Source organism: Castellaniella sp. S9, from assembly GCF_027257175.1.
In the GTDB taxonomy this organism is placed as follows: Bacteria; Pseudomonadota; Gammaproteobacteria; order Burkholderiales; family Burkholderiaceae_B; genus Castellaniella.
The window spans coordinates 483,986-505,890 of the sequence record NZ_JAPFGD010000002.1 but is presented as its reverse complement, the minus strand read 5'-3'; the positions used below and the strand labels follow the sequence as shown (position 1 = coordinate 505,890).

At 69.4% G+C, this 21,905-nt stretch carries 19 protein-coding genes and 1 pseudogene; 9 read left to right on the top strand and 11 right to left on the bottom strand.

The genetic code is table 11. The features are described 5' to 3' along the window. Positions 1 to 189 (top strand): annotated as a pseudogene (locus OOZ48_RS05065) (hypothetical protein); the annotation flags it as partial. On the opposite strand, the gene OOZ48_RS05060 reads toward OOZ48_RS05065, so the two are convergent. The 4 genes from OOZ48_RS05060 to OOZ48_RS05045 are packed head-to-tail and all read right to left on the bottom strand — an operon-like array spanning position 143 to position 4,979. Further along, positions 143 to 925: an ABC transporter ATP-binding protein gene (locus tag OOZ48_RS05060; protein ID WP_269496294.1), complete on the bottom strand. Its 783-nt coding sequence runs from the start codon at positions 923 to 925 to the stop codon at positions 143 to 145. The pseudogene OOZ48_RS05065 and the gene OOZ48_RS05060 overlap by 47 nt on opposite strands. Further along, positions 922 to 2,739 carry a branched-chain amino acid ABC transporter ATP-binding protein/permease gene (locus OOZ48_RS05055; RefSeq protein ID WP_269496291.1) on the bottom strand — a complete coding sequence of 606 codons (1,818 nt, stop codon included), beginning with the start codon at positions 2,737 to 2,739 and terminating at the stop codon, positions 922 to 924. The genes OOZ48_RS05060 and OOZ48_RS05055 overlap by 4 nt, the downstream gene beginning before the upstream one ends. Positions 2,740 to 2,746: 7 nt before the next feature. Beyond that, positions 2,747 to 3,784: a branched-chain amino acid ABC transporter permease gene (locus OOZ48_RS05050; RefSeq protein WP_269496289.1), complete on the bottom strand. Its 1,038-nt coding sequence runs from the start codon at positions 3,782 to 3,784 to the stop codon at positions 2,747 to 2,749. 25 nt (positions 3,785 to 3,809) lie between these two features. Further along, positions 3,810 to 4,979 (bottom strand): ABC transporter substrate-binding protein, encoded by a 1,170-nt coding sequence (locus OOZ48_RS05045; RefSeq protein WP_269496287.1) that lies wholly within the window; start codon positions 4,977 to 4,979, stop codon positions 3,810 to 3,812. A gap of 204 nt (positions 4,980 to 5,183) precedes the next feature. Here OOZ48_RS05045 and msrB point away from each other — a divergent pair, with 204 nt between their 5' ends. From msrB to OOZ48_RS05025, 4 genes are read left to right on the top strand one after another with little or no spacing between them, the layout of a single operon-like run. Continuing rightward, on the top strand, positions 5,184 to 5,585 hold the full coding sequence (msrB, locus tag OOZ48_RS05040; RefSeq protein ID WP_442867529.1) for a peptide-methionine (R)-S-oxide reductase MsrB: 402 nt from the start codon (positions 5,184 to 5,186) through the stop codon (positions 5,583 to 5,585). Then, on the top strand, positions 5,582 to 6,148 hold the full coding sequence (locus tag OOZ48_RS05035; protein WP_269496281.1) for a septation protein A: 567 nt from the start codon (positions 5,582 to 5,584) through the stop codon (positions 6,146 to 6,148). Before msrB ends, OOZ48_RS05035 begins: the two co-directional genes overlap by 4 nt. Beyond that, a complete protein-coding gene (locus tag OOZ48_RS05030; protein WP_269496278.1) occupies positions 6,145 to 6,483 on the top strand; it encodes a BolA family protein in 339 nt (112 codons plus the stop codon). The genes OOZ48_RS05035 and OOZ48_RS05030 overlap by 4 nt, the downstream gene beginning before the upstream one ends. Then, on the top strand, positions 6,480 to 7,268 hold the full coding sequence (locus OOZ48_RS05025) for a peptidylprolyl isomerase (RefSeq protein WP_269496275.1): 789 nt from the start codon (positions 6,480 to 6,482) through the stop codon (positions 7,266 to 7,268). Before OOZ48_RS05030 ends, OOZ48_RS05025 begins: the two co-directional genes overlap by 4 nt. A gap of 37 nt (positions 7,269 to 7,305) precedes the next feature. Here the strand turns inward: OOZ48_RS05025 and ligA are convergent, their stop codons facing one another. The 3 genes from ligA to smc are packed head-to-tail and all read right to left on the bottom strand — an operon-like array spanning position 7,306 to position 13,948. After that, complete coding sequence (gene ligA, locus OOZ48_RS05020) at positions 7,306 to 9,372, bottom strand: NAD-dependent DNA ligase LigA (protein WP_269496272.1); 2,067 nt, start codon at positions 9,370 to 9,372, stop codon at positions 7,306 to 7,308. Beyond that, on the bottom strand, positions 9,369 to 10,388 hold the full coding sequence (locus OOZ48_RS05015; protein WP_269496269.1) for a cell division protein ZipA C-terminal FtsZ-binding domain-containing protein: 1,020 nt from the start codon (positions 10,386 to 10,388) through the stop codon (positions 9,369 to 9,371). The genes ligA and OOZ48_RS05015 overlap by 4 nt, the downstream gene beginning before the upstream one ends. Positions 10,389 to 10,411: 23 nt before the next feature. After that, positions 10,412 to 13,948, bottom strand: a complete 3,537-nt coding sequence (gene smc / locus OOZ48_RS05010) for a chromosome segregation protein SMC (RefSeq protein WP_269496268.1) — start codon at positions 13,946 to 13,948, stop codon at positions 10,412 to 10,414. A gap of 194 nt (positions 13,949 to 14,142) precedes the next feature. Here smc and lplT point away from each other — a divergent pair, with 194 nt between their 5' ends. Beyond that, entirely contained in the window at positions 14,143 to 15,447 is a 1,305-nt protein-coding gene (lplT, locus tag OOZ48_RS05005) for a lysophospholipid transporter LplT (protein ID WP_269496265.1), read from the top strand. A 21-nt stretch (positions 15,448 to 15,468) separates the two neighbouring features. Here the strand turns inward: lplT and OOZ48_RS05000 are convergent, their stop codons facing one another. Both OOZ48_RS05000 and tsaB read right to left on the bottom strand, forming a co-directional pair. Then, entirely contained in the window at positions 15,469 to 16,347 is an 879-nt protein-coding gene (locus tag OOZ48_RS05000; RefSeq protein ID WP_269496262.1) for a uracil-DNA glycosylase, read from the bottom strand. After that, positions 16,344 to 17,579 (bottom strand): tRNA (adenosine(37)-N6)-threonylcarbamoyltransferase complex dimerization subunit type 1 TsaB, encoded by a 1,236-nt coding sequence (gene tsaB / locus OOZ48_RS04995; protein ID WP_269496259.1) that lies wholly within the window; start codon positions 17,577 to 17,579, stop codon positions 16,344 to 16,346. Before tsaB ends, OOZ48_RS05000 begins: the two co-directional genes overlap by 4 nt. Positions 17,580 to 17,755: 176 nt before the next feature. On the opposite strand from tsaB, the gene ompR reads away from it, so the two are divergent. From ompR to OOZ48_RS04980, 3 genes are all read left to right on the top strand, one after another. Then, positions 17,756 to 18,490, top strand: coding sequence for an osmolarity response regulator transcription factor OmpR (gene ompR, locus OOZ48_RS04990; RefSeq protein ID WP_269496256.1), 735 nt, complete (start codon positions 17,756 to 17,758; stop codon positions 18,488 to 18,490). An 85-nt stretch (positions 18,491 to 18,575) separates the two neighbouring features. Further along, positions 18,576 to 19,961 (top strand): ATP-binding protein, encoded by a 1,386-nt coding sequence (locus tag OOZ48_RS04985; RefSeq protein WP_269496254.1) that lies wholly within the window; start codon positions 18,576 to 18,578, stop codon positions 19,959 to 19,961. Between the two features lie 49 nt (positions 19,962 to 20,010). After that, positions 20,011 to 20,559, top strand: a complete 549-nt coding sequence (locus tag OOZ48_RS04980) for a peroxiredoxin (protein ID WP_269496251.1) — start codon at positions 20,011 to 20,013, stop codon at positions 20,557 to 20,559. A gap of 43 nt (positions 20,560 to 20,602) precedes the next feature. Here OOZ48_RS04980 and ispF read toward each other — a convergent pair whose 3' ends face one another. Further along, on the bottom strand, positions 20,603 to 21,094 hold the full coding sequence (gene ispF / locus OOZ48_RS04975) for a 2-C-methyl-D-erythritol 2,4-cyclodiphosphate synthase (RefSeq protein WP_269496248.1): 492 nt from the start codon (positions 21,092 to 21,094) through the stop codon (positions 20,603 to 20,605). Beyond that, complete coding sequence (gene ispD / locus OOZ48_RS04970) at positions 21,091 to 21,861, bottom strand: 2-C-methyl-D-erythritol 4-phosphate cytidylyltransferase (protein WP_269496245.1); 771 nt, start codon at positions 21,859 to 21,861, stop codon at positions 21,091 to 21,093. Before ispD ends, ispF begins: the two co-directional genes overlap by 4 nt. Positions 21,862 to 21,905: the final 44 nt, after the last annotated feature.

The window sequence follows — 21,905 nt, the reverse complement described above, 5'->3', positions numbered from 1 at the left end:
CAGACCGGCATCGAGTGGTTCCGCATCCTGGGCGAATCGGTGACCATCGTCATCGGTTTGATCTTCATCGTCTGCGTGATGGCCTTCCGCCGCGGCATCGTCGGCGAATGGCTGCACTGGCGCGCCATGCGCGCCGCCCCCGCTAGCGATCCGGCGCCCGCCGACCCAAGCCCAGATAGCTCTCGATGACCCGCGGGTGGCCGGCCAGTTCGCCGGCCGGCCCTTCCAGCACGAGTTCGCCGGTCTCGAGCACGTAGCCGTAATCGGCCACCCGCAGCGCCGCCCGGGCGTTTTGCTCGACCAGCAGGATCGACACCCCGGTGCTGCGCAGGCGGGCGATGGTCTGGAAGATCTCGCGCACGATGCGCGGCGCCAGGCCCAGGCTGGGCTCGTCCAGCATCAGCAGGCGCGGCTGCGCCATCAGGGCGCGGCCGACTGCAAGCATCTGGCGCTCGCCGCCCGACAGCGTGCCCGCCTGTTGGCGCGCGCGCTCGCGCAGCCGCGGAAACAGCTCATACACCGGGTCCAGGGTTGCGCGCCAGTCGCGCACCCCGGCGCGATAGAGCCTGAAGCCGCCCAGCAGCAGGTTGTCCTCGACGGACATGCTGCCGAACAGCTCCCGGCGCTCGGGCACCAGCGACATGCCGTGGGCCACCTTGCGCTCGATGGCCCAATCGTGGACTGCGTGGCCCAGGAAATCCACCGCCCCGCGACTGTGGCCGCCGGTCGGCAAGGCGCCCATGATGGCATTGAGCAAGGTGGACTTGCCCGCCCCGTTGCCGCCGATGACCGTGACGATGCGGCCGGCGCCGACGCGGACCGACAGATCGGTGAGGGCGGCGACCTTGCCATAGTGCGCGGACAAACCGCGCACCGCCAGCACGTCGCCCGCCGGCGCAGTGGAATCGGGCACGGCCGGGCTCATGCGCGGGCCTCCATCGCCGGTTCGTCGTCGGCCCAATCGCCGAGGTAGGCCTCGAGCACCGCCGGATTGCGCTGGACCTCCTCGGGGCGGCCCTCGGCCAGCCGGGTGCCGAAATCCATCACCAGCAGGTGATCGGTGAGGTTCATGACGAAATCCATGTCGTGCTCCACCAGCAGCATGCTCATGCCCTCGCCGCGCAGGCGATCCAGCACCTCGGCCAGATCCTGCTTTTCCTTGTAGCGCAAGCCCGCGGCGGGTTCGTCCAGCATCAGCAGCACCGGGTCGCAGGCCAGCGCCCGGGCGATCTCGAGGATGCGCTGGCGGCCCAGGGGCAGATTGCCGGCCAGCTCGTGCATGTGCGCGCCCAGGCCGACCCGCTGCAGCTGCTGGGCCGCCTCGCGCAGCAGCGCGGCCTCGTCGGCGCGTTCGGCGTGCAAGGCGGCGGCGATCACGCCGGCATGGCTGCGCAGGTGCGCCCCCAGGGCGGCATTTTCGAGCACCGTCATGTCGGGCATGATCTGCACGTGCTGGAAACTGCGGGCGATCCCCATGCGGGCGATCTCGTGCGCGGGCAGGCCGTCGATGCGGCGGTCCATGAAGCGCACCTCGCCGCCCGACAGCGCAGTGACGCCGCTGATCAGATTGAAGGTGGTGCTCTTGCCGGCGCCGTTGGGCCCGATCAGGCCCATGATCTCGCCGGCGCGCAGCTCGAAGCTGATGTCGTTGACCGCCACCAGTCCGCCGAAGGCCTTGTGGATGCCCGCCACCCGCAATACCGACGCGCCGGCCGCCGGCCGCTCGCGCCGCGGCAGGGGCCGGGCGGTCTCGAGGACGTCCGGGGACACGGCCCGGGATGCGCCGTGCCCGCCCAGGCGCCGCCAGGCGCCCGCCAGCACCGGCCAGATGCCGTCGCGCGCATGCTGCAGCACCAGCACCATCAGCACGCCGAACACCAGCAGCTCGACGTTGACCGACGTGCCGACCAGGCCGGGCAGCACATTCTGCAATTGGTCCTTGACGATCAGCACCACGCCGGTGCCCACGACCGCGCCCCAGACGCTGCCCATGCCGCCGACCACCGCCATGAAGAGGTACTCGATGCCATAGCCCAGGCCGAAGGGACTGGGACTGACGGCGCGCTGCATGTGGGCGTACAGCCAGCCCGACAGGCCGCCCAACAGCGCCGCATAGACGAAGATCACCACCTTGTAGTGCGCCAGGTCCACGCCGAAGGACTCGGCCATCGTGCCGCTGCGCAGCGAGCGGATGGCGCGGCCCGAGCGCGAGTGCAGCAGGTTATGGGTGGCCCACATCGCCAGCAGCAGCAGGACCCAGATCAGGTAATACATGCGCTCGCCGGGCCCCAGCGACCAGCCGAACACCGAGATCGGCGGGATTCCGGCGATGCCGTCGTAGCGGCCGAGGAAATCCAGGTTGCCGTACAGATAATAGAGGGCCAGGCACCAGGCCAGCGTGCACAGGGGCAGGAAATGCCCGGACAGGCGCAGCGTGATCGCCCCCAGGGCATACGCCACCAGTGCGGTCAGTGCCAGGCCGGCGGCCAGGCCCACCCAGGGCGAGAACCCGGCGGCGGTGCTCAGCCAGGCGGTGGCATAGGCGCCCAGGCCGACGAAGGCGGACTGGCCGAAGGACGTCAGGCCGCCCACGCCGGTCAACAGCACCAGCCCCAGGACCACCAGGCTGTAGAGCCCGATGTAGTTCATCTGGGTGATCCAGAACACCGGCAGGCCCGGGATCAGGGGAAACACGGCCAGGAAGACCAGGATGCAGGCAAGCAGGTGTCGGGCGCGCATGGTTTGTCTATTCCTCGTCGTCCACGTGCGTGGTGCCCAGCGAACGCCACAGCAGCACCGGGATGATGAGGGTAAAGACGATGGCCTCCTTGAAAGGGCTGGCCCAGAACGAGGAGAACGCCTCGAGGACGCCGACGAACAAGGCGCCGAAGGCCGCCACAGGGTAGCTGACCAGGCCGCCGAAGATCGCGGCCACGAAGCCCTTGAGGCCGATCAGGAATCCCGTATCGTAGTAGATCGTGGTGATGGCCGCGATCAGCATGCCCGAGAGCGCGCCGATCGCCGCCGCCAGGGTGAAGGTCAATTTGCCGGCGATGCTGGTGCTGATTCCCACCAGCCGCGCGCCGCGCCGGTTCACCGCCGTCGCGCGCAGGGCGCGGCCGTACAGCGTGCGGCCAAAGAACAGCCACAGCCCGATGATGAGGATGGCGCAGGTGGCGAGCACCGCGAAGGTCTGGGCCGTCCAGGCGACCGGCCCCATCTGCACGCTGCCCTCGACCAGGGGCGGCGTGCGCCAGCCCTCGGCGCCGAAAAACACCAGGCCCAGGCCGGTAAACGCGAAATGGACGGCGATCGAGACGATCAGCAGCACCAGCACGCTGGCCTGCTCGACCGGCTGGTACACCAGGCGGTAGATCATGGGCCCCAGGGGGATGACCAGCGCCAGCGAGAACAGCACGCGCAGCCACAGCGGCGAGCCCGGATCGACGACCAGGGGCGCCACGCCATAGAGCGCGGCGGGCAGCGCCAGGGACCAGGCGGCGGCCCGCAGCAGCCCGCTCCAGTCGCGGCCGCGCCAGGCCGCCGCCAGTTCGACGGCGAAGACGAGGGCGCCCAGCAGCATCAGCAGATAGACCGTGCCCGGCATCTTGCCGTTGGACAGGAACGCCAGGGTCAGCGCGCCGAAGGTGACGAACTCGCCCTGGGGAATGAAGATCACCCGGGTCACGACGAACACCAGCACCAGGGCCAGGCCCAGCAAGGCATAGATGGCGCCGTTCATGACGCCGTCCTGCAGCAGGATCAATGCAATGGTGAGGTCCATCGATGACTCGGCCGGGCGACTGCGCCTACAGGTCCGGCTGGTAGGTCCACTTGCCGCCGACGACCTTGACCATCACGCGGCCGCGCTCGTCCAGGCCCGCATGCTCGGTGGGGCTCATGTTGAACACGCCTTGCGAGGCGGGCAATTCGCGGACCTGCTCGAGCGCGTCGCGCAGGGCGGCGCGGAACTCGGGCGTGCCGGGCTTGGCGCCGGACTCGAGGGCCTTGGGAATGGCGCGCTGGATCAGCTGGCCGGCGTCCCACATGTGGCCGCCGAAGGTATTGATGGTGCCCGCGCCGTACTTGTCCTCGTAGGCTTTCTTGTAGACCAGGGCGCTTTGCTTGACCGGATGGCTGTCGGGCAGCTGGTCGGCCACCAGCAGCGGGCCGGCCGGCAGGATCATGCCTTCGCAGTCCTTGCCGCACACGCGCAGCACGTCATTGTTGGCGGCGCCGTGGGTCTGGTAGATGATGCCCTGGTAGCCGCGGCTGACCAGTTCGCGCTGCGGCAGGGCGACGGGCGTGCCCGAGGCGGCGATGAGGATGCCGTCGGGCTTGGCCGAGAGCAGCTTGAGGATCTGGCCGGTGACGCTGGTGTCGGCGCGCGCGAAGCGTTCGTCGCCCAGGACCTGGATGCCCTTGGCCTTCGCCGCGGCGGACATCTCCTGGAACCAGCCGTCCCCATAGGCATCGCTGAAGCCGATGAAGCCCAGGGTCTTGACGCCCTGCTTGACCATGGCGTCGGCCAGCGCGCGCGCCATCAGCGCATCGTTCTGCGGGGTCTTGAAGACCCACTTGCGCGGCCCGTCGACCGGCTCGACGAGCTTGGCGCTGGCGGCCACGCTGATCATGGGGGTGCCGGTCTCGGCCGCAACGTCGGACATGGCCAGCGACGCGGGCGTCACCGACGTTCCCAGCACCACGTCCACGCCGTCGTCGGCGGTGAACTTGCGAATGTTCTTGACGGCCTGCGTCGTGTCGGTCGCATCGTCCAGGACGATGTACTGCACCGCCTGCCCGCCGATCTCGGTCGGCAGCAAGGCCACGGTGTCGCGCTCGGGAATGCCCAGGGAGGCGGCCGGGCCGGTCGCCGACACCGTGACGCCGACCTTGATCTGCGCCGAGGCCGCCAAGGGCAGCGCGGCCAGCAGGGCACCGGCGCACAGCGTGAGCCTGATCGTTTTGATGAAATTCATGGATGTCTCCGTCCGTTTTGACGTGGAACGCGCAATCCGTGCCACGGAATGGCCGCGGTCACGGCATATAGATACAGCCGGGCGTCATATTAACCCAGGCCGACACGATTCGTTGCGATATTCATGATCCCCGCGGGGGCGTCGCGCACCTGCGTCCACGGACAAAGTCGATTAACATAGACTGTTCATCGCACGACAGCAGGTATGGACGTGGACAAAGTCTCCCGCACCGAGGCGCAATGGCGCGCCCAACTCAGTCCAGAGGAATTCGCGGTCACCCGGCTCAAGCACACCGAGCGGCCCTTCACCGGGCGCTACTGGGACGCCCGCCAGGCCGGCATCTATCACTGTGTCTGCTGCGGCACCCCCCTGTTTGCCTCGGACACCAAATTCGATGCGGGCTGCGGCTGGCCCAGCTACTTCCAGCCCCTCGATCCGGCCCACGTGCGCGAGGAACGCGACACCAGCCACGGCATGGTGCGCACCGAGATCCTCTGCAACGTCTGCGACGCCCACCTGGGCCACGTCTTTCCCGACGGGCCGCCGCCCACGGGCCTGCGCTACTGCATCAACTCCCTGTCACTGCGCTTCGTACCGGACGAATGAAAAAATTCCTGTTCGACCTGTTCCCGCTGATCCTGTTCTTTCTGGCGTTCAAGTTCGCGGACATCTTCACGGCCACGGCGGTGGCGATGATCGCGGCCGTGGCGCAGATCGCCTGGCTCAAGGCGACCGGACGGGCCATCGAGGCCACCCACTGGATCAACCTGAGCGTCATCGTGGTGTTTGGCGGCGCGACCCTGCTGCTGCACGACGAGACCTTCATCAAATGGAAGCCCACAGTGCTGTATTGGCTGTTCGGCGCCATCCTGCTGGGCGCGCGCCTGGTCTTCGGCCGCAACCTGATGCGCAAGCTCATGGGCGAAAAGATCGCCCTGCCCGACACGGCCTGGGGCCGCCTCAACGACAGCTGGGCGCTGTTTTTCATCGGCTCGGGCGCGCTCAACCTGTACGTCGCATTCTCGGGCCGGTTCACCGAGGCGCAATGGGTGAACTTCAAGGTCTTCGGCCTGATGGCGCTGCTGCTGGTCTTTGCCGTGGGGCAATCCATCTGGCTCGGCCGCCACATCCAGGCCGAGGGCTCCGCGCCCGGGCGCGACGAGCCATGAGCGCGCCCGGCCATCCCAGGGACCCGTCCCCGGATGCGCATCGAGGCGGCCCGACCGACCCGGATGCGCTCGACGCCCTGCTCGCCGAACGCCTTGCCAGGCTCGAGCCCGACACGCTCGACATCCACGACGAGTCCCACCTGCACGTGGGCCACGCCGGTGCCCAGGGCGGGGCACGGCACTTTCGCGTGCGGATCGTGTCCAAGCATTTCCAGGGGCTTGGAACGCTCGCCCGCCATCGCCTTGTGTATGATTGCGTGCGCGACCTGATGCCCCACCCCATCCACGCGCTGGCCATCACGGCCGGTACCACTCCATCCGAAGGACATTCATGAAACGAATCGCTGCTCTGGCCATCGCCTGCACCCTGACACTGCCGGTCCATGCCAAGGACATCGCCAAGGTCGACGGCCAGGCCATCACGCAGGAACACTTCGACCAGTTCGTCAGCCTGCTGGTTTCGCAAGGCGCCCAGGACACCCCGCAGCTGCGCGCCCAGGTGAAAAAGGAAATGATCAACCGCCTGGTGGCCGTCCAGGCGGCGAAAAAGGCCGGGCTGGAAAAGGACGCCACGGTGCGCCAGGAAACCGAGCTCGCCACGCAGGGCATCCTGGTGCGCGCGCTGATGACCAAGCACCTCAAGGACAACCCCGTCACCGAGGACGACCTGCGCAAGGAATACGAGGTCATCAAGGCCGAGCAGGGCCAGCGGCAGGAATACAAGCTGCGGCACATCCTGCTCAAGGACGAACAGCAGGCCGTGGCGCTCGCCAAGGACATCAAGTCCGGCAAGGTGACCTTCGAGGCGGCCGCCAAAAAGGATTCCATCGACACCGGCAGCGGCAAGAACGGCGGCGAACTGGGCTGGGGCCCGACCAGCAACTACGTCCCCGAGTTCGCCCAGGCGGTCGAGACCATGAAAAAAGGCCAGCTCAGCGAAAAACCCGTGCAGACGCAGTTCGGCTGGCACATCATCCAGGTCGAGGACGTCCGTCCCATCACCTTCCCGCCCTTCGACGAGGTCAAGCCGCAGCTCGAGGAAATGCTGCGCCAGCAGGCCCTGGCCACCTACCAGGCCGACCTGATCAAGAACGCCAAGATCGAGGACATGGCGGACTAAGGCCCGCCGCGGCCCCCGCCATGGGGGCCGCGCGCCGTCACGGCGCCGAAGCGGGCGCCAGCAGCGCCCTCAAGCCGGCCTCGTCCAGCACCGGCACGCCCAGTTCGGCCGCCTTGGCGAGCTTGCTGCCGGCTTCTTCGCCGGCCACGACCCAGGCCGTCTTGCGCGACACGGAGCCGCTGACCTTGCCGCCGGCGGCCAGAACCATGCGCGTGGCCTCGTCGCGCGACAGGCTGGGCAGCGTGCCGGTCAGCACCAGGGTCTTGCCCGCCAAGGGCTTTTCGCCCGCCGGCACGGCCTCGGCCACGGGCTCTACGCCCGCCTTGCGCAGGGCCGCGACCACCTCGCGATTATGCACCTCGGAAAAGAACCGCCGGATCGATGCCGCGACCACGGGGCCGACGTCCGGCACCGCCAGCAGTTCGTCCTCCGACGCCGCCATGACGGCGTCGATCGAGCCGAAATGCCGGGCGAGATCGCGCGCCGTGGTCTCGCCCACGTGGCGCACGCCCAGGGCGTACAACAGCCGCGACAGCGGCGGCCGGCGGCTCTGGTCGATGGCCTCGATGAGGTTCGCCGCCGACTTGGAGCCCATGCGGGGATAGGTGGACAGCTCGAGCGCGGTCAGGCCGTACAGGTCGGCCAGGGTGCGCACCCGGCCGCCGTCGACCAGTTGCTCGATCAGCTTGTCGCCCAGGCCCTCGATGTCCAGCGCCTTGCGGCTGGCGGCATGCCATAGGGTCTGCTTGAGCTGGGCCGGACAGAACAGTCCGGCGGTGCAACGCGTGACGGCCTCGCCCTCCGGCCGCTCGACGGCCGAGCCGCAGACCGGGCATACGGGATAACGTGCGCGCATGTCGAATTCGATCTCGCGGCCGGTGCGCAGCGCCGTCACGGGCCCGACGATTTCGGGGATCACGTCGCCCGCGCGGCGCACCACCACGGTGTCGCCGATGCGCACGTCCTTGCGCCGGATCTCGTCCTCGTTATGCAGGGTCGCGTTGGTGACGGTGACCCCCCCCACGAAGACCGGCCGCAGGCGGCCGACCGGGGTCAGGGCGCCGGTGCGCCCGACCTGCACCTCGATGTCCTCGAGCAGCGTGGTTTCCTCTTGGGCCGGAAATTTGTGGGCGATGGCGAAACGCGGCGCCCGCGCGACAAAGCCGAGGACGTCCTGCGACTTGAGGTCGTCGACCTTGTACACCACGCCGTCGATGTCGTAGGACAGGCTCGGCCGCGCCGCGCCGACGTCCGCATAAAAGGCCAGCAGTCCCGCCGATCCCTGGCACAGCCTGTGCCCCGGGCTGACCGGCAGGCCCAGCGCGCCCAGCCAGTCGAGCATGTCGCCGTGGCGCGCGCGCGGCAGGATATCGCGTCCGGCCTCGTCCCGGATCTGTCCCCAGCCGTAGGCAAAAAAGCGCAAGGGGCGCGTCGCCGTGACCCGGGGATCGAGCTGGCGCAGGCTGCCGGCCGCGGCGTTGCGGGGATTGACGAAGGTCTTGCCGCCGTGCGCGGCCTGCGCCTCGTTCATGCGATCGAAGTCGGCGCGCGTCATCAACACCTCGCCGCGCACCTCGAGCACGGCGGGCGCCTCGTCCCCACGCAGGCGCAGCGGCACCGAGCGCAGCGTGCGCACATTGGCCGTGATGTCCTCGCCCACCTGGCCATCGCCGCGCGTCGCGGCCAGGACCAGCCGCCCGCCCTCGTAACGCAGGCTGACTGCGATGCCGTCGAATTTGTATTCCGCGACATAGTCCACGACGCCTTGCGGCAGCAGGCCGGCCTCGCGCAGCGTGCCGGCGACGCGCTCGTCAAAGGCCTCGATGTCGGCGGCCTCGAAGGCATTGGCCAGCGACAGCATGCGCACCGCGTGGCGCACGCTGCCGAAGGCGTCCAGCGGCGCCGCGCCCACGCGCTGGCTGGGCGACTCGGGGGTCACCCAATCGGGGTGCGCGGCCTCGATTGCCAGCAGCGCCGCCATGAGGCGGTCATACTGCGCATCCGAGGCCGTCGGCGCATCCTCGACGTAATAGCGCCGGTTGTGCTCGGCAATCTGCTCGCGCAGCTCCAGGAGCCGCTGCCGATCATCCCCGGCGGCGCTCACGAAAACACCCGCGCCGCCCGTTCCGTGCCCGCCAGGAAGCCCGCCTTGTCGAGCTGGTCGTACAGGCCGCTGATCTGGCGGTCGATCGCCGGCGCCGCGCTATCGGACAGCGTGCGGCCCTGATCATCGAGCAGGCTGGCCTCCAGCCTGGCGGCCAGGTCGCGCCCCACCGCCATCATCCGGCTGAACGCCTGATCGTCGGGCACGCTGTTGGGCACGTCCAGGACCAGGTCCACACGGTGGTGCAACTGGTCGGCGGTATCCGGCACCCCATCCTCGAACTGCATAAGAAAGCGCGGCAGGCCGTTCTCGGCCATCCAGGCCCAGCGCTCGCCGTACGGCAGGAAGCCGACGCTGGTGGCCGCCTCGGCGATGGCCTGGCGGCTGCGGGCCTGCGCCAGTTGCAGGATCAGGCCGACCTGGGCGTCCATCTCGGCGCAATGCGCATCCAGCGTCTGGGCCCGCGCCAGCACCGCGTCCTGCTCGGGGGCCTCGATGACGCCCTCGAAGCGTTCGGCCAGGTTTTGCGCCAGCGTCCATAGATGCGACCATTCGATGGCCGTCAGCGGGCCGCTGCGATTGGCCAGCACCACCGCAAGCTGCATGGAGACGTAGTGTTCGCCCTCGCGCAAGCGTGCGCGATGCACGCCTGCGTCGGTCTCGGCAAAGATGCGCACGGGCTTGCGGCCCACCCGCGCCACGGACTGCAGCGCGCCGCCCAGGGCCTCGCCCGGCACCGGATGCCCGAAGGCGATGTCGATCACCACCTCGCAGGCTTCGTCCGCCTCGGCCTCGGCCGGATCATCGCCCCCGGCAGGCGCCGCCGCGGGCTCGCCCGTCCAGATGCCGGGCTCCCGCCGCGACGGAGCGTCCTGCATCAGGGGATCGCGCTCGCCCTCGGGGAAGCGCGATTGCATGCTGCGTCGCACGCGCCAATCCTGCCACCAGTTGTACAGGACCACGGCGGCGATCAGCACCACCCCTATCGAAATCAGCAGAATCTGCAAGTCACTCATAAAGACCCTCGTCTCGGCCCGGCTCAGGCGGGCTCGCCGGCCCACTGCAGCGCGGAATCCATATCCACTGCAACGATACGCGAAACCCCTTGTTCCTGCATGGTCACCCCGATGAGCTGGCGCGCCATCTGCATGGCGATCTTGTTGTGGGAAATGAAGAGAAACTGCGTCTGGTGGCTCATGCTGCGCACCAGGTTGGCATAGCGCTCGGTGTTGGCGTCGTCCAGGGGCGCATCCACCTCGTCGAGCAGGCAGAACGGCGCGGGATTGAGCTTGAACAGCGCGAATACCAGCGCCGTGGCCGTCAGGGCTTTTTCCCCGCCCGACAGCAGATGGATGCTGCTGTTGCGCTTGCCCGGCGGCTGGGCCATGACCTGCACGCCCGCATCCAGGATCTCGTCGCCCGTCATGGACAGGCGCGCCTCGCCGCCGCCGAACAGCACGGGAAAGAGCTCGCCGAAATGGCCGTTGACGGTATCGAAGGTCTGCTGCAGCAGCTCGCGGGTCTCGCGGTCGATCTTGCGGATCGCGCCCTCGAGGGTGTCGATGGCCGCCAGCAGGTCGCTTTGCTGGGCGTCGAGAAAGCCCTTGCGCTCGCGCGCGGCGCCGAGCTCGTCGAGCGCCGCCAGGTTGACCGGCCCCAGGGATTCGAGCTGGCGCGAAATCCGCTGGACCTCGGACTGCAGCCAGCCGATGCGCGTCCACTCGGGCGATTGCGCGTCGATATGGCGGCGCAGGGCCGCACGATCGACCTCGCGGGCATCGAGCTGTTCGGCGTATTGTTCGACCGACAGGCGCGCGGCCTGTTCCTGGAGCTGCAGTTCCGTGATGCGGGCGCGCAGCGGATCCAGCGAGCGCTCCAGCGCCAGCCGGCCCTCGTCGGCCTCGCGCAGGCCGCCGGCCAGTTCGTCCTGGCGCAGGCGCGCCAGCCGCAGGGCCTCTTCGCATTCGGCGCGCGCCTCGAGCGCATCCTGCAGGCCGGCCTGCGCCACGGACTCGTCCAGTTCGAACAGCTCACCCTGCAAGGATTCGAGTTCGGCCCCCGAGCGCCGGGCCTGCTCGGCGGCCAGCTGCAAGGTCCGGTTCAGTTCGTCGAGACGGTGTCCCAGGCTGCGCGCCGCGTACCCGGCCTCTTGGGCGGCGCGCTCGCGCTCGCGGACCTCGTCGCGCAACTGCTCGGCGCGCCGGGCCAGTTCCTCGGCCTCGAGGTCGATCTGGGCGTGCAGCTCCTGTTGCTGCGCGAGGGATTCGTCCAGGTCCTGGAAGCGGGCCTCGGCCTCGTCGCGCCGGCGCGCCGCCTCGGTCTGTTGGCCGGCGATCTCGTCCAGGTCGCGGCCGATGCGCCGCGCGTGCTCGTCGGATTGCGCCGCCTGCTGCGCCAGGCGGTTATGCTGGATCTCGGCCTCGTGCAGGGTGCGCACCAGTTCGGCGATGCGCTGGCGCGCCGGGCCCAGCGCCTGCGCCACCTGGCGACAGGCCGCATCGGCACGCGCATGGGCATCCAGTGCATCGTCGGCGATCAATTGCGCGGCCTTGACCTCGCGCAGCAGATTGTCGATCTGCTGCCGGCGCGCCAGCATGCCGGATTGCTCGGAATCGGCCGCGTAGAACCGCACGCTATGGGCATCGACGCGATGCCCGGCGGACACCACCCAGCAGGCGCCCCGGGGCAATTCCCCGCGCCTGGACAAGGCCTGCTCCAGGTCGTCGCTGACGTAGGCGTCCCGCAGCCAGACGCTGAGCAAGGCATGCGCCTCGGGATCCTGGGTGCGCACCAGGGCCAGCAGTGGCCGCGCGCCCGCCGGCGCCTCGGACGCCGTGGCCGCGGGGGCCGGCGGCGCCTGGTAAAAGGCCAGGCGCGCGGGCGGCGCATCCGCGGCAAAGGCCCGCGCAATGTCCAGGTGCCGCAAGCCGAGCGCGCCCAGGCGCTCCTCCAGCACGGCCTCCAAGGCGGTTTCCCAACCGGGCTCGACCTGCAGTTTTTGCCACAGGCGTCCCATGGCGGCGAGTTCCTGGCGCTGCAGCCAGGGCTCCAGCGCGTCCTCGGACTGGATTTTTTCCTGCAGGGCGATCAGGGCCTGGCGCCGCGCATCGAGCTTTTCCAGATCCAGCCGCGCCTCCTGGCTGGCCCGCAGGGCGCCGGCGCGGGCGTCCTCGAGCCCCGGCAATCGTTCCTCGAGCGCGGCGAGGGCATCCTGGGCCTCCTCGAGCTTGGCCTGCGCCACGGCGCACTCGCCCTCGAGGCGATCGATCTCGGCGGGATCGGGGGCGCCGAGCGCCGCGCGCTCGGCCTCGAGGCGCGCACGGCGGTCATCCAGCGCGCGCCACTGCCCATCGGCGTCGCGTTGCGCCTGCGCCGCCAGCGCCAGGTCCTGTTCGATGCGCGACAGGGTGGCGCGCAAGGCATCGCGCCGGCCCGCCGCCTCGCGCAGGCCGGTCTCGAGCTGCGGCAAGCGCTCACGGCTGTCCTCGGCCTGGGCCGCCAGGACCTCGGCGCGGGCCGCGGCCTCGTCGATCTGGCCGCGGACGTCCTCGATGGCGCCCTGGCAGTGGCCCTGCTGGTCGCCCCATTCCTGCATTTGCGCCTGCAACTGCGCCCGGCGGGCCTGCAGACGATGACGGGCGTCGACCACGTGACGGATCTCGGCTTCGAGGCGGCTGACCAGCGCGCCGGCCTCGAACACCCGGCCTTGCGCCTGATGGACCGCGTCGTTGGCCTCGAAATGGCCGGCGCGGCGCGCCTCGAGGTCCGCCTCGAGGGCGCGCAGACGCGCCACCGCCTGCTCGAAATCGCCCTGGGCCTGCTCGGTCTGCACCGCCAGGTCCTGGCGCGAGGCGCGCGCCGATTCCTCGCGCAGCAGCCACAGCGCATGCTGCTTGAGCTCGCCCTCGTCCTGCAGGCCGCGGTAGACGCCGGCCACCTCGGCCTGGGACTCGAGCTTTTCGAGCTGGCCGGACAATTCGCGCAGGATATCCTCCAGCCGCGTGAGGTTCTCGCGCGTGTCCGCGAGGCGGTTCTCGGTTTCGCGTCGGCGTTCCTTATACCGCGAGACGCCGGCGGCCTCCTCGAGGTACACCCGCAATTCCTCGGGCCGGGCCTCGATCAGGCGGTTGATCATGCCCTGGCCGATGATGGCGTAGCCGCGCGCGCCCAGGCCGGTGCCGAGGAAAATGTCGTGGATGTCGCGCCGCCGCACCTGCTGGTTGTTGATGAAGTAGCTGCTGGCGCCGTCGCGCGTCAGGACGCGGCGCACGGCGATCTCGGCGAAGCTGGACCATTGCCCCGCGGCGCGGCCCTCGCTGTTGTCGAAGACCAGCTCGACCGAGGCGCGCGCGGCGGGCTTGCGCTGGCCCGAGCCGTTGAAGATCACGTCCTGCATCGAGGCGCCGCGCAGTTCCGAGGCCTTGGTCTCGCCCAGCACCCAGCGCACCGCGTCGATGATGTTCGATTTCCCGCAGCCGTTGGGCCCCACCACGCCGACCAGTTCGCTGGGCGTGGGGATCACCGTCGGATCAACGAAGGACTTGAAGCCGGCAAGCTTAATCTGGGTCAGGCGCACGTTGCAGGGTCATCCGAAATTCGTGAACGTATGATAGCGTACCGGAAGCCGCCCCCGAACCCGGTATCGGCCGATCGCCATTCATTCTTTTCCGATCGGCCAAGCATCAGCGGCTATACTGCACCACGTTCCAAAATCACAATTTTTGTGACTGATTCTCAATTTGCTCCTCCACACACAACCGGAATCCGGCATTGAACAAAGGCTTCTATCTGGTGATGGCCGCACAGGCATTGTCATCCGTCGCGGACAATGCGCTGCTGATCGCGGCCATCGCTCTGATCGCCCAGCTGGACGGACCGGAGTGGATGGCGCCCATGATGAAATGGTGGTTCGCGCTGGCCTACGTCGTGCTGGCCGCCTTCGTGGGGGCATTTGCCGACTCGTTTCCCAAGGGCCGCGTGATGTTCTCGACCAACGCGCTCAAGACCCTGGGCTGTGCGCTGATGTTCGGCTACAGCCACCTGCTGGACGCCCCGGGACACCAGCTCATGCTGATCTTTGCGTCCTACACCATCGTGGGCATCGGCGCCGCGGCCTATTCGCCCGCCAAATACGGCATCGTCACCGAAATGCTGCCGCCCGACCTGCTGGTCAAGGGCAATAGCTGGATCGAGGGCCTGACCGTCCTGTCGGTCATCGTCGGCACCGTGCTGGGCGGCGTGCTGATCAGCCCCATGGTCTCGGCGCACATCATGGCCCACCCCTGGGTGCAGGCCGTCGCGGGCACCGCGGCGCAGGGCGCCATCCTCGTGATCGGCCTGGTCTATATCGCCGCCGCGCTGTGCAACCTGCTGATCCCGGACACCCACGCCTACTATCCCAAGCAGCAAACCCATCCGATCCGCCTGATCCGCAGCTTCAGCTGCTACGTGCGCATCCTGTGGGGCGACAAGCTCGGCCAGATTTCGCTGGCCGTCACCACGCTGTTCTGGGGCGCCGGAGCCACCCTGCAGTTCATCGTCATCGAATGGGGCGCACAGCACCTGGGCTACCGGCTGGACCAGGCCTCGATCCTGATGGGCGTGGCGGCGCTGGGCACCGTGGCGGGCTCGATATTCGCCGGCCGCGTCCCGCTGCGCAAGGCCCTGTCGGTGCTGCCCGTGGGGGTCGCCATGGGTCTGGTGGTCCTGTTGATGCCGGCCGTGCAGGCGACCTGGGCGGTCTACAGCCTGCTGCTGCTGATCGGCGCCCTGTCGGGGTTCTTCGTCGTGCCCATGAACGCCCTGCTGCAACACCGCGGCCACGTCCTGCTGTCGGCCGGCCATTCGATCGCGGTCCAGAACTTCAATGAACAGCTCAACATCCTGCTGATGCTCGCCATCTACAGCCTGATGCTCTGGGTCGGACTGCCCATCAACGTGGTGATCATGATCTTCGGCCTGCTGGTGGCGGGTCTGATGCTGGCCATCATGCGCTGGAACGTGCTGAACCACCGCACGAACCCCGGCCTGACCAAGCTCATCGGCCAGCCCGGCCACGGCACCGCCCTGCACTAGCGTCTGTTCGCCCCAACCCCGTCAGGCCGGCTGCGCCGGGCCGCGCACGGCGCGCGCCAGGGCCACGAGATCCGTCCAGGCCTGCGCCTTGAGGGCGGGCCGCACCAGCAAGGATGCGGGATGATGGGTCACCCACAGGCCGATGGCCGTGCCGTCGGACAGCGCATAGGCATGCTCGCGTCCACGCAGCTCGTCCAGGGTGGCGCGCGTCCCCAGCAGGGCCTGGGCGGCGACCCGCCCCAGGACGAGGATGCGGCGGGGCCGCAGGATCTCGATCTGGCGGCGCAAGTGCGGCAGGCAGGCCGCGACCTCGGCGGCCCGCGCGGCGCGCCCGCCCGGCGGCCGGCATTTCAGCACATTGGTCAGGTAGACCGAATCCGCCCGCGGCAGGCGCGCGCAGGCCAGCATCGCCCGCAGCAGGCTGCCCGCCTGGCCTTCGAAGGGCGTGCCCACGGCATCGTCCGCGGCGCCGGGCATCTCGCCCACGATCAGGTATTCCGGCGCCTCGGTGCGCCCCGCGCCCGGCACGGCCCGCGTCCGCCCGGCATGCAGCCCGCAGGTTTCGCAGGCCAGGATGTCGCGCTCGAGGGCCTCCAGGTCCGGCAGTTCGGCGGTCGATGCGCGGCTGCGATCGGCCTCCTCGGGCGCGGCGGCCGGCGCGCTGCGCCCGTCAGCCGCATCCGCCGCCGGAGGGGCGAGCGGCGGGGTGGCGGCCTCCGGCGCAGCCGGGAGCTGCGGGACATCGGGGCCGGCCGCGGGGGATGCGCACGGCTGCGTTGTCGGCGGGCTCGCTGCCCGCGCGACAGGCGCCGGCGGCTCGGTCAGCAGGCCGAGCCAATGCGCGTCGACCCCGATTTCAGCCAGCCAGGCGGCCTGCGCGGGCCCGATCCGGGTCCTCATGCCGCCTCCAGATCGAGCGTCATGATCCAGCCGTCCTCGCGGACCCCGTGCGGGGCCGGATAGTATGCCTTGCGGGTACCGACGTGACGAAAGCCCGCCTTGCGATAGAAGGCGATGGCCGGCGCATTGCTGGGCCGGACCTCGAGGCTGAGCGCGCCGAGCCCCGCCGCACGGCAGTGGTCCAGGCAGGCCTGCAACAGGCGCGTGCCGGCGCCCATGCGCTGATCCTCCGGCCGCACGCCGATCACCAGCAGATGAGCCATGTCCGGCGTATCCATCACCAGGGCGAAGCCCCGCATCCCACCCATCCGCCGCAGCACCCACCCCTGGTAGCCGGCCGCCAGGCCATCGGCGAAATTGCGCCGGGTCCAGGGGAAAGACTGGACCCGGCGCTCGATCGCCGCAACCTCGTCGAGGTCGCTCTCGGCCATGCGATGCAGCGTCCAGGCGCCGGCATCGGCCTGCGGATTGCCGCCCAGGCCGCCCGCGCGTTCGCGCGTCGTATAGGCCACCTTGTCGCGGACGTAGGCCGGCGCGGCGGCCTCGGGCGGCACGGTGCGCCCGGCCTCCCAGTCGAGCGCCGCCAGGCGCGCGATCGTGGCGGCCTGCGCGCGCGCGCACCCGGCCTCGCCCCCCGTTGCGGCATCGGCCTGGAAGCCGAGCTTGCGCAGTTCCGCGCCCAGCCCCGGAAACACGGCCAGCGCGTCGCCATGCGCCTGGCGGCCGCCCGCGCCCCACGCCGGGGATTCGTGCCGGGCCCAGGCGGCCACGTCGGCCAGCCCCAGCAGGGCCGGCGCCTGCAAGGTGCGCCAGCCGTTCTCGCCATCCTGGCGGTAGGCGGCCGCGTAGACCTCTTGCATGCGCGCATCCTGCAGCACCACGTGCATGCCCTCGCCGCCGGCTGCGCCCTGCACCGCAACCGCCCGCATCGAGTCCACCGGGATCACCGGCAGGCCCAGGGCGACGGCCAGGCCCTGGGCCACGCCGCAGGCGACCCGCAAGCCGGTGAAACCGCCCGGCCCCTGGCCGAACGCGATCGCCGACAGATCCTCGCGCCGCAGCCCGGATTCCGCCAGCAGCGCCTCGGCCAGCGGCAGGATGCGTTCAGTGTGCTCGCCGCGCCCTTCGTGCCGGCCGCTGCGCAGCCGCAGATGTCCGCCGACGCGCGACAACAGGGCCACCCCGCACAAATTGCTTGATGTTTCAAACGCCAGGATGTGAAAATCGCTCATGTCGTCCCAGTTTTCCGTTGAGCCATTTTAAATGAGTGGGTCCGCCGCGTGACGGCACCGCGCCGGCACCGTGGCCCGCTTTCCATCAACCGGGAATAAATTCGACCAAACGCGTAAAATGTAAATTGTTGTGATAAGCGCTGGTGCGGCCTTCCCGAGCCTGTTACATTTTCGCCATGAACACGCAAAATCAGACCCTTACCCGCAAGATCCTGCTCGTCGACGACGATCCCCGCCTGCGCGATCTGCTGCGGCGCTACCTGACCGAGCAGGGCTTCAACGTCTACGTGGCCGAAGACGCCAAGGAAATGGCCAAACTATGGCAGCGAGAACACTTCGACCTGCTGGTCCTGGATCTCATGCTGCCGGGCGAGGACGGCCTGTCCATCTGTCGACGCCTGCGCGGCAACCACGACAACACGCCCATCATCATGCTGACCGCCAAGGCCGAGGAAATCGACCGCATCGTCGGCCTCGAGATGGGCGCGGACGACTACCTGTCAAAGCCCTTCAACCCGCGCGAACTGCTGGCCCGCGTCAACGCGATCCTGCGCCGCCGGGGCACCGAGGAACACCCGGGCGCCCCCAGCCAGGAAAACGAGTCGGTCGAGTTCGGACCCTACGTCCTGAACCTGTCCACGCGCACCCTGACCCGCAACCACGAGGTCGTGCCCATCACGACCGGCGAGTTCTCCGTCCTCAAGGTCTTCGCCCGCCACCCCAAGGTGCCCCTGTCGCGCGACAAGCTCATGGAATTGGCCCGCGGCCGGGAATACGAGGCCTTCGACCGCAGCCTGGACGTCCAGATCTCGCGGCTGCGCAAACTGATCGAACCCAATCCGTCCAAGCCCGTCTTCATCCAGACCGTCTGGGGCCTAGGCTACGTCTTCGTGCCCGACGGCGGCCAATAAGGGGCCCCGGTCGCCGGGGTGCCGCGGCATGCCAGGAGGCCGCGCCGGCCGGCTGTGACGCGCGCCGAGGCCACACGCACCCGACATGCCCTTCAAGACCAAACCTTCGAAACTGCCCCGGCTTCGCCTGGGGCTTTTCAGCCGCTCGTTCCTGCTGCTCGCCACCCTGATGCTGGTCAGCCTGGGCGCTTGGCTGCAGGTGGTCTTCAACCTCGAGGAAGGGCCGCGCGCCGCACAGATGGCGCAACGCGTCGCCACCACCGTGAGCATCACCCGCTCGGCGCTGATCTACGCCCCGCCCCAGGTCCGCCCCGCCCTGCTGCTGGACCTCGCCACCAAGGAAAGCCTGCGGGTGCAGCCGCGCGAGCACACGGACGTGCTCGAGCCCCTGCCGCATACCGGCTACTGGGAGCACGTCGGCAAGGAAATCCGCAACCGCCTGGGCAGCCAGACCGCCATGATGTGGTCGGTCAACAATGTGCCGGGCATCTGGGTCAGCTTCCACATCGACGAAGACCAGTACTGGCTGGTGTTCGACCGCGAGCAGCTGCGCCTGACCACCGGGCGCGAATGGCTGGGCTGGGTCGCCGCGACCCTGCTGCTGGCCCTGGTGGGCGCGGCCATCAGCGTGCGTTTCGTGAACCAGCCGCTGGCCCAGCTGGCCAAGGTGGCCCGGCAGCTCGCGCGCGGCGAAACGCCCTCGACCCTGCCGGAAAAGGGTCCGATCGAGATCCGCGACATGAACATCGCCTTCAACCGCATGGCGCGCGACTTGCGCCAGAACGAGGCCGACCGCGAGATCATGCTGGCCGGGATCTCGCACGACCTGCGCACCCCCCTGGCGCGCATGCGCCTGGAGATCGAATTGAGCGAGGTCAGCGACGAAACCCGCCAGGCCATCGACGAGGACCTGGCCCAGATCAACCACAGCATCGGCCAGTTGATGGAGTACGCGCGTCCGGCCGGCGCGGTGCCCGAGGCGGGCATCGATGTCTCGCGCGTCCTGCGCGACCTGTTCGAGCGCGAGCGCAGCCACACCGAATCGCTGGGCGGCGAGCTCTCGGCGCGCATCGAGCCCAACATGCAGGCCCGCATCAGCGCCAACGACCTCAAGCGCATCGTCTCGAACCTGATCGAGAATGCGCGCCGCTACGGACGCAGCCCCAGCGACGATCGCGCCCGCATCAGCCTGCACGCCTACCAGTCGGGCAACATGCTGCGCATCGACGTGCAGGACCAGGGCACGGGGATCCCGCAACTCGAAATCCAGCGCCTGCTGCGGCCCTTCGCACGCGGCGAATCCGCGCGCACCGGCGTCAGCGGCGCGGGACTGGGCCTGGCCATCGTCGAGCGCCTGCTGGGCCAGGTCGACGGTAAATTCGAACTGATCTCGCGCCCGCCAGGCGGCTTGCTGGCACGTATCGAAATCCCCAAGATGCGGGCGCGGCCGGGCGACAAGGGCTTGGCGTAGAATGACATGGCGGACTCCGGCAGCCGCGACTCAACACACAGGAGCCCCGATGAAAACCATAGGCGACAAACTGGACGCGTTCCGGGTGAACGGCGTGAAGCCAGGCTTCAATCATCCCGAGGAAAACGGCGTTTCGGCCTTCGAGGACATCACTGAAAGTTCCTTTCCCGGCAAGTGGAAAGTCATCTATTTCTATCCCAAGGACTTCACCCTGGTCTGCCCGACCGAGATCTCGGGCTTCAACCAGCTCGCGGACGCCTTCGAGGAACACGACGCCATCCTCATGGGCGGCTCGACCGACAACGAGCACGTCAAGCTCGCCTGGCGGCGCGAACACCCCGACCTCAACAAGCTCAATCACTACCAGTTCGGCGACACGACGGGTTCGCTCATCGACCAGTTGGGCATCCGCGAGAAATCCGAGGGCGTGGCCCTGCGCGCGACCTTCATCGTCAACCCGGACAACATCATCCAGCACGTCTCGGTCAATAATTTCAACGTCGGCCGCAATCCCGAGGAAACCTTGCGCATCCTCGATGCGCTGCAGACCGACGGCCTGTGCGCCTGCAATCGCGCCATCGGCGGCGCCACGCTGTAGCCTCCCCGCCCGTCACGCGCCGATGCGGCGGCGTGGCAGCGCCTCAGGGCCGCGCCAGCAGCGCCACCACGCTGGCCGCGATCCCCTCGCGGCGGCCCAGATAGCCCAGCCCCTCGTTGGTCTTGGCCTTGACGTTCACCTGGCCGACGTCCAGGTCCAGGTCCTCGGCGATGTGCGCGGCCATGGCGGCGGCATGCGGTCCGATGCGCGGCGCCTGCGCATGCACGGTGGCATCCACGTTGACCACCTGCCAGCCCGCCGCGCGCGCCATGCGCGCCGCCTCGCGCAGGAACATCCGGCTGTCGGCGCCGGCCCAGCGCGGATCGCGGTCCGAGAAATGCCGGCCGATGTCGCCCAGCCCCGCGGCCCCCAGGACCGCGTCGGTGACGGCGTGCAGCAGCACGTCCGCGTCCGAATGGCCCACCAGCCCATGATCGTGGGGAATGCGCACGCCGCCGATGATCAGCGGCAGGCCCTCGGCCAGGGCATGCACGTCATAGCCCTGGCCCACCCTGAAAGGAATCTGTTTCGTCACGGCCCGTCGTCCTCCCGATCAGCCAGCCGGCCCGCGCCCGCATCCGGCGCCGGCCCGTCACCCATGAGCCGCTCGAACCATTCGAAGTCCTCGGGCCAGGTCAGTTTGTCATTGGCGCGCGCGCCCCGCACCAGCAGCGGCGCAGCGGCGTTGCCGGCCAGTTCCACGGCCGAGGCCTCGTCGGTCACGCGCGCATCCCCGGCATTCGCGTCCAAGGCATCCAGCAGCACACCCGCACGGAACATCTGCGGCGTCTGTGCCAGCCACAGGCCTGCGCGCGCCAGCGTGCGGCCCACCGACGGGGGCGCGCCGCGCGGGTCCGCCTCGCGGGCGCATTTCACGGTGTCGGCCACCGGCAGGGCCAGCAGGCCGCCGCGCCCATGACGCAGGCAGGCATCGATCAGGCGCGCCAAGGCCTCGCGCGGCAGGCCCGGGCGCGCCGCGTCATGGACCATGACCCATGCGGCGGGCGGCAGCGCGGCATCGCGCAGGGCCGCGCGCACGGTGTCGGCGCGCGTGGGCCCGCCGCAGGGCCGCCAGACCGTGCGCGGCAGGCCCGCAAGGGCCTCGCCGGCCCAGGCATCCCCGGGTGCCACCGCCACGCGAACCTGCGCCACGCGCGGCTCGGCCAGCAAGGCGCGCACCGTGCGGCGCAGCATCGGCTCGCCGGCCAGGCGCCGGTATTGCTTGGGCAGGCCGCCGGCCGTCGCCGCGCGGGCCCCCTGGCCCGCGGCCGGCACGATGGCGACCACGGTATCCTCGTTCATGCTCATAGCGGCCGATTTTAGCCGAGGGCGCCGGGCCGCACGGA

Bases quoted from the DNA above. Each gene is read 5' to 3' on its own strand.
- OOZ48_RS05055 (WP_269496291.1), bottom strand. From the start codon at position 2,739: ATGCGCGCCCGACACCTGCTTGCCTGCATCCTGGTCTTCCTGGCCGTG.
- OOZ48_RS05045 (WP_269496287.1), bottom strand. From the start codon at position 4,979: ATGAATTTCATCAAAACGATCAGGCTCACGCTGTGCGCCGGTGCCCTG.
- OOZ48_RS05000 (WP_269496262.1), bottom strand. From the start codon at position 16,347: ATGAGGACCCGGATCGGGCCCGCGCAGGCCGCCTGGCTGGCTGAAATC.
- OOZ48_RS05025 (WP_269496275.1), top strand. From the start codon at position 6,480: ATGAAACGAATCGCTGCTCTGGCCATCGCCTGCACCCTGACACTGCCG.
- tsaB (WP_269496259.1), bottom strand. From the start codon at position 17,579: ATGAGCGATTTTCACATCCTGGCGTTTGAAACATCAAGCAATTTGTGC.
- OOZ48_RS05030 (WP_269496278.1), top strand. From the start codon at position 6,145: ATGAGCGCGCCCGGCCATCCCAGGGACCCGTCCCCGGATGCGCATCGA.
- OOZ48_RS04985 (WP_269496254.1), top strand. From the start codon at position 18,576: ATGCCCTTCAAGACCAAACCTTCGAAACTGCCCCGGCTTCGCCTGGGG.
- msrB (WP_442867529.1), top strand. From the start codon at position 5,184: ATGGACGTGGACAAAGTCTCCCGCACCGAGGCGCAATGGCGCGCCCAA.
- OOZ48_RS05015 (WP_269496269.1), bottom strand. From the start codon at position 10,388: ATGAGTGACTTGCAGATTCTGCTGATTTCGATAGGGGTGGTGCTGATC.
- OOZ48_RS04980 (WP_269496251.1), top strand. From the start codon at position 20,011: ATGAAAACCATAGGCGACAAACTGGACGCGTTCCGGGTGAACGGCGTG.
- ispD (WP_269496245.1), bottom strand. From the start codon at position 21,861: ATGAACGAGGATACCGTGGTCGCCATCGTGCCGGCCGCGGGCCAGGGG.
- OOZ48_RS05035 (WP_269496281.1), top strand. From the start codon at position 5,582: ATGAAAAAATTCCTGTTCGACCTGTTCCCGCTGATCCTGTTCTTTCTG.
- OOZ48_RS05050 (WP_269496289.1), bottom strand. From the start codon at position 3,784: ATGGACCTCACCATTGCATTGATCCTGCTGCAGGACGGCGTCATGAAC.
- ompR (WP_269496256.1), top strand. From the start codon at position 17,756: ATGAACACGCAAAATCAGACCCTTACCCGCAAGATCCTGCTCGTCGAC.
- OOZ48_RS05060 (WP_269496294.1), bottom strand. From the start codon at position 925: ATGAGCCCGGCCGTGCCCGATTCCACTGCGCCGGCGGGCGACGTGCTG.